This is a genomic window from Actinoallomurus acaciae, assembly GCF_042429965.1.
Classification (GTDB): domain Bacteria; phylum Actinomycetota; class Actinomycetes; order Streptosporangiales; family Streptosporangiaceae; genus Actinoallomurus; species Actinoallomurus acaciae.
The window spans coordinates 1-3741 of the sequence record NZ_JBHLZP010000676.1 but is presented as its reverse complement, the minus strand read 5'-3'; the positions used below and the strand labels follow the sequence as shown (position 1 = coordinate 3741).

Genomic DNA, 3741 nt, shown 5'->3' with positions numbered 1-3741 from the left:
GGGTTCGTCGGCGCGATCGCGATCTCGGTGCCGGTCCGCCGGTTCGCCTCGTCGGTGGCCGACGCCGACCGGCTCGGGCGGATCGCGCGCCGCGTCGCCCGCGCCGTCGCGCTCTGAGCCCCCTATCACCATCTGAAATCCACGACGTTGCCGCCGCCCGGCGCCCGATGGACAGTGGCCGGGAGACGTCAGGGAGGCCCGCATGGACGATCGGCTCAGGCTGGATCTCCACCGGATGATGGTGCTGATCCGCACGTTCGAGGGGGCGATCCTCCGCGAGTACCACGCGGACAAGAAGCCGGCGTTCGACATCGGCGCGGGCGCCATTCCGGGGGAGATGCACCTGTCCGCCGGGCAGGAGCCCGCCGCGGCCGGGATCTGCGCCCACCTCACCGCCGGCGACGCGGTGACCGCGACGCACCGGCCGCACCACTTCGCCATCGCCCACGGCGTCGACCTGCGCGCGATGACGGCGGAGATCTTCGGGCGCGTCGGCGGGCTCGGGCGCGGGCGGGGCGGGCACATGCACCTGTTCGACCCGGCCACGCACTTCTCCTGCTCCGGCATCATCGCCGAGGGCTGTCCGCCGGCCCTCGGGCAGGCGCTGGCGTTCCGGCGGCGCGGCACCGACCGGATCGCGGTCGCCGTCACCGGCGAGGGTGCGGCGAACCAGGGCGCCTTCCACGAGTCGCTCAACCTCGCGGCCCTGTGGAGGCTGCCGGTCGTGTTCGTCGTCGAGGACAACGACTGGGGCATCTCCGTGCCCCGCAGCGCCTCCACCTGCGTCACCTCCAACGCCGACCGCGCCGCCGGATACGGCATGCCGGGGGAGCGGGTGGAGGACAACTCCGTCGAGGCCGTGTACGAGGCCGCCGGCCGGGCCGTCGAGCGGGCCCGCGCCGGGCACGGGCCCAGCCTCATCGAGGTGCACACGCTGCGCCTGTGGGGGCACTTCGAGGGCGACGCACAGGCCTACCGCTCCGACCTGGAAGGTGTCCCGGGGCGCGATCCGATCCCGACGTACGAGGCGGCGCTGCGCGACCGCGGCCTGCTCGACGACGACGAGATCGAGCAGGCGCGGAAGGCGGCGAGCGAGCGCGTCGAGGACGCCATCGCCTTCGCCCGAGCCGGCGCCGAGCCGGACCCGGCGACCGCCCGCGACCACGTCTTCGCCCCCTGAGGAGAGACCATGACGCTCACCGGCACGACGACACGGCGCCTCAGCACGTCCAAGGCGATGGTCGAGGGGATCGCCCAGGAGATGGAGCGCGACCCGGACGTCTTCGTCCTCGGCGAGGACGTCGGCGCGTACGGCGGGATCTTCAGCTCCACGACCGGCCTGCTGGAGCGCTTCGGCCCCGAGCGCGTGCTGGACACGCCCATCTCCGAGACCGCCTTCATCGGCACCGCCGTCGGCGCGGCGGTCGAGGGCATGCGGCCGATCGTCGAGTTGATGTTCGCCGACTTCTTCGGCGTCTGCATGGACCAGATCTACAACCACATGGCCAAGATCCACTTCGAGAGCGGCGGGAACGTGCGGGTGCCCATGGTGCTGACCACGGCGGTCGGCGGCGGCTACTCCGACGGCGCCCAGCACTCGCAGTGCCTGTGGGGGACCTTCGCCCACCTGCCCGGCATGAAGGTCGTCGTCCCCAGCACGCCGGCGGACGCGAAGGGCCTGATGATCGCCGCGATCCGCGACGACAACCCGGTCGTCTACATGTTCCACAAGGGGATCATGGGACTGCCGTGGATGGTGAAGAACCCGCGCTCGGTCGAACCGGTTCCGGAGGAGCCGTACGAGGTGCCGATCGGCCGGGCGCACGTCGTACGGCCGGGCGCGGACGTCACGGTCGTGACGCTGTCGCTGTCGGTCCACCACGCGCTCGACGTGGCCGCCGAACTCGCCTCCGACGGCGTCGACTGCGAGGTCATCGACCTGCGCAGCCTGGTGCCGCTGGACGCCGACACGATCCTGGAGTCGGTCGGCCGCACGGGCCGCCTGGTCGTGGTCGACGAGGACTACCTCTCGTACGGCGTGTCGGGCGAGATCGTCGCCCGCGTGGCGGAGGCGGACCCGTCGCTGCTGCGCGCCCCCGCCGCCCGCGTGGCGGTGCCGGACGTGCCGATCCCGTACGCGCGGTCGCTGGAGTACGCGGTCCTGCCGACCCGGTCCCGGATCCGCGAGGCGATCCTGCGTACGGCGGGCGCATGACCGACGTGCTGTTCCCCCCGGTGGGCGACGCGGACGCGGAGGGCGTCCTCGCGACGTGGTTCGTGCGGGACGGCGAGCGGGTGGACGCGGGGGCGCTGATCGCCGAGGTCGCCGTGGACAAGGTCGACCTGGAGCTCACCGCCCCCGCCACCGGCGTGATCCACCTCTTGGCGGGCGAGGGCGACGTCAGACGACGGGGTGCGGTGATCGCCCGGATCGAGTGACGGAGCGCCGGTCAGGTGAAGGCGGCGCGGTGGTCGTGGACCCACGTGACGAACGTGCGGGGCGGCCGGCCGAGGATGCGCTCGACGTCGTCGGTCAGGGTCGCGTTGCCGCCGCCGGCGACGAGGCGCGCGCCGCCGACCGCGCTCTCGACGAACACCGGGTCCAGGCCCGCGCCGCGCAGGCGGTCGCGGTACTCCTCCGGGGACAGCTCGGCGGTCGCGACGGTACGGCCGAGGGCCTCGCCCAGTCGCGCGGCCATGTCCGGGACGCTCAGCGTCTCCGGACCGGTCAGGGTGTGGACGTGTCCGTCGAGGTCCGGTGAGGTCAGGGCGCGTGCCGCGACCTCGGCGACGTCCCGCGGGTCGACGACGCCCTGCGCGCCGTCGCCCATCGGGTTCGGGACCGGGGTGCCGGCGCGGATCGCGCCGGCCCAGCCCAGGACGTTGGAGGCGAAGCTGGACGGCCGCAGCACCGCCCACGCCAGGCCGCTCGACCGTACGGCCCGTTCCCCGGGAAGATGCCGGTCGCCGACGCCCGGGTGGTCGCCCGTGCCGATCGCCGACAGCTTGACCACCCGGTGCGCGCCCGACGCGCGCGCCGCCGCGAGGATCGCCTCGTCGTGCCGTTCCACCCAGGGCCCCGGCGCGCTCAGCATGAACACGGCCTCGGTGCCCTTCGCCGCGTCCGCCAGCGACGACGGGTCGTCGAGGTCTCCCCGTACGACCTCCACCCCGGCGGGCGGCGACGCCACCTTGGCGGGGTCGCGCGTCATCGCGCGGGTCCGTGCGCCGCCCGCCGCCAGCAGCCGGACCACTTCTTTGCCGATGGTGCCCGTGGCACCCGTGACCAGGATCATGAGCACTACGCTGCCAGCGCCCCCACGGGCCGAGCTTGGAAAAATCGGCGGTACCGTCAGGCCATGACCAGCGCGTTGATCGAGGACGCCCACGATCTCAGCGGCGGCACCGGCGACCGGCTCGTGCACGTCCCGGACACCGCGACCGCGGTGGTGTTCCGCACGACGGCGGACGGCCGCGGCGACCTGGTCGTGGTGGGCCCGCGCACCCGGGCCGCCTACTTCGCCGGCAAGGACCTGCCGCTCTGCCTCCGGGTGCGCCTGCGGCCCGGTACGGCCCGGCCGCTGCTGGGGGTGCCGATCAGCGCACTGGTGGACCGGACGACGCTGCTCGCCGAGCTGTGGGGCGACGCCGCCGTCCGCCTCGAACGCCGGCTGACCCGCCTCGACGGCGACCGCCGCCTCATCCTCGAGCAGCTGGAGACGGCCCTGCGCGCCCGGATGC

General features: G+C 73.9%; 4 protein-coding genes and 1 pseudogene. 4 read left to right on the top strand and 1 reads right to left on the bottom strand.

What is annotated here, in order from left to right; all coding sequences use genetic code 11:
• Positions 1-202: 202 nt before the first annotated feature.
• The 3 genes from ACFFNX_RS44770 to ACFFNX_RS44760 are packed head-to-tail and all read left to right on the top strand — an operon-like array spanning position 203 to position 2439.
• Positions 203-1180: a thiamine pyrophosphate-dependent dehydrogenase E1 component subunit alpha gene (locus ACFFNX_RS44770; protein ID WP_378212357.1), complete on the top strand. Its 978-nt coding sequence runs from the start codon at positions 203-205 to the stop codon at positions 1178-1180.
• A 9-nt stretch (positions 1181-1189) separates the two neighbouring features.
• On the top strand, positions 1190-2215 hold the full coding sequence (locus tag ACFFNX_RS44765; protein ID WP_378212356.1) for an alpha-ketoacid dehydrogenase subunit beta: 1026 nt from the start codon (positions 1190-1192) through the stop codon (positions 2213-2215).
• Positions 2212-2439 carry a biotin/lipoyl-containing protein gene (locus ACFFNX_RS44760; RefSeq protein ID WP_378212355.1) on the top strand — a complete coding sequence of 76 codons (228 nt, stop codon included), beginning with the start codon at positions 2212-2214 and terminating at the stop codon, positions 2437-2439. The genes ACFFNX_RS44765 and ACFFNX_RS44760 overlap by 4 nt, the downstream gene beginning before the upstream one ends.
• A gap of 11 nt (positions 2440-2450) precedes the next feature.
• Here the strand turns inward: ACFFNX_RS44760 and ACFFNX_RS44755 are convergent, their stop codons facing one another.
• Positions 2451-3296 (bottom strand): NAD(P)H-binding protein, encoded by an 846-nt coding sequence (locus tag ACFFNX_RS44755; RefSeq protein ID WP_378212354.1) that lies wholly within the window; start codon positions 3294-3296, stop codon positions 2451-2453.
• Positions 3297-3359: 63 nt separating this feature from the next.
• Here ACFFNX_RS44755 and ACFFNX_RS44750 point away from each other — a divergent pair.
• Positions 3360-3741: pseudogene (locus ACFFNX_RS44750) on the top strand (hypothetical protein); the annotation flags it as partial.

What these genes read in the sequence shown, in the direction of transcription:
- ACFFNX_RS44770 (WP_378212357.1), top strand. Translation starts at nt 203, where the DNA reads ATGGACGATCGGCTCAGGCTGGATCTCCACCGGATGATGGTGCTGATC.
- ACFFNX_RS44760 (WP_378212355.1), top strand. Translation starts at nt 2,212, where the DNA reads ATGACCGACGTGCTGTTCCCCCCGGTGGGCGACGCGGACGCGGAGGGC.
- ACFFNX_RS44755 (WP_378212354.1), bottom strand. Translation starts at nt 3,296, where the DNA reads ATGATCCTGGTCACGGGTGCCACGGGCACCATCGGCAAAGAAGTGGTC.
- ACFFNX_RS44765 (WP_378212356.1), top strand. Translation starts at nt 1,190, where the DNA reads ATGACGCTCACCGGCACGACGACACGGCGCCTCAGCACGTCCAAGGCG.